Source organism: Erwinia sp. PME.40.26/001, from assembly GCF_055556675.1.
This window is the reverse complement of sequence record NZ_JBVHNP010000340.1, coordinates 1-249: the sequence shown is the minus strand read 5'-3', so window position 1 is coordinate 249 and position 249 is coordinate 1. Positions and strand designations below refer to the sequence as shown.

1 protein-coding gene is annotated in these 249 nt (G+C 59.0%); it reads left to right on the top strand.

The window, feature by feature from the left end:
- Positions 1 to 249: hypothetical protein (locus tag ACZ3HG_RS24455; protein ID WP_465335075.1), on the top strand; the 249-nt coding region annotated here is incomplete at both ends.

The following is a 249-nucleotide window of genomic DNA, read 5'->3' as shown; positions in this document are numbered from 1 at the left end:
GGCTGGATGGCCGCAACTTCAACAATCTGATCTTCAGCAACAACGCCAACGCGGCCAACATCTTGGGGACCATGCTGATTGCTGACGGCGGATTCTTCGACAACCGTGTTACCGGCTCGGTCGAAGTCATCGACGGCGGCAAGGCTCGCACGCTGGGCGGCGGTGCCTTCATGGGTGGCGTGCAGTGCGTGGCAACGGCTGCGCAAAACTCAATCGTACAGTTATGGAATCCGGTGGGATCAGGGAAGA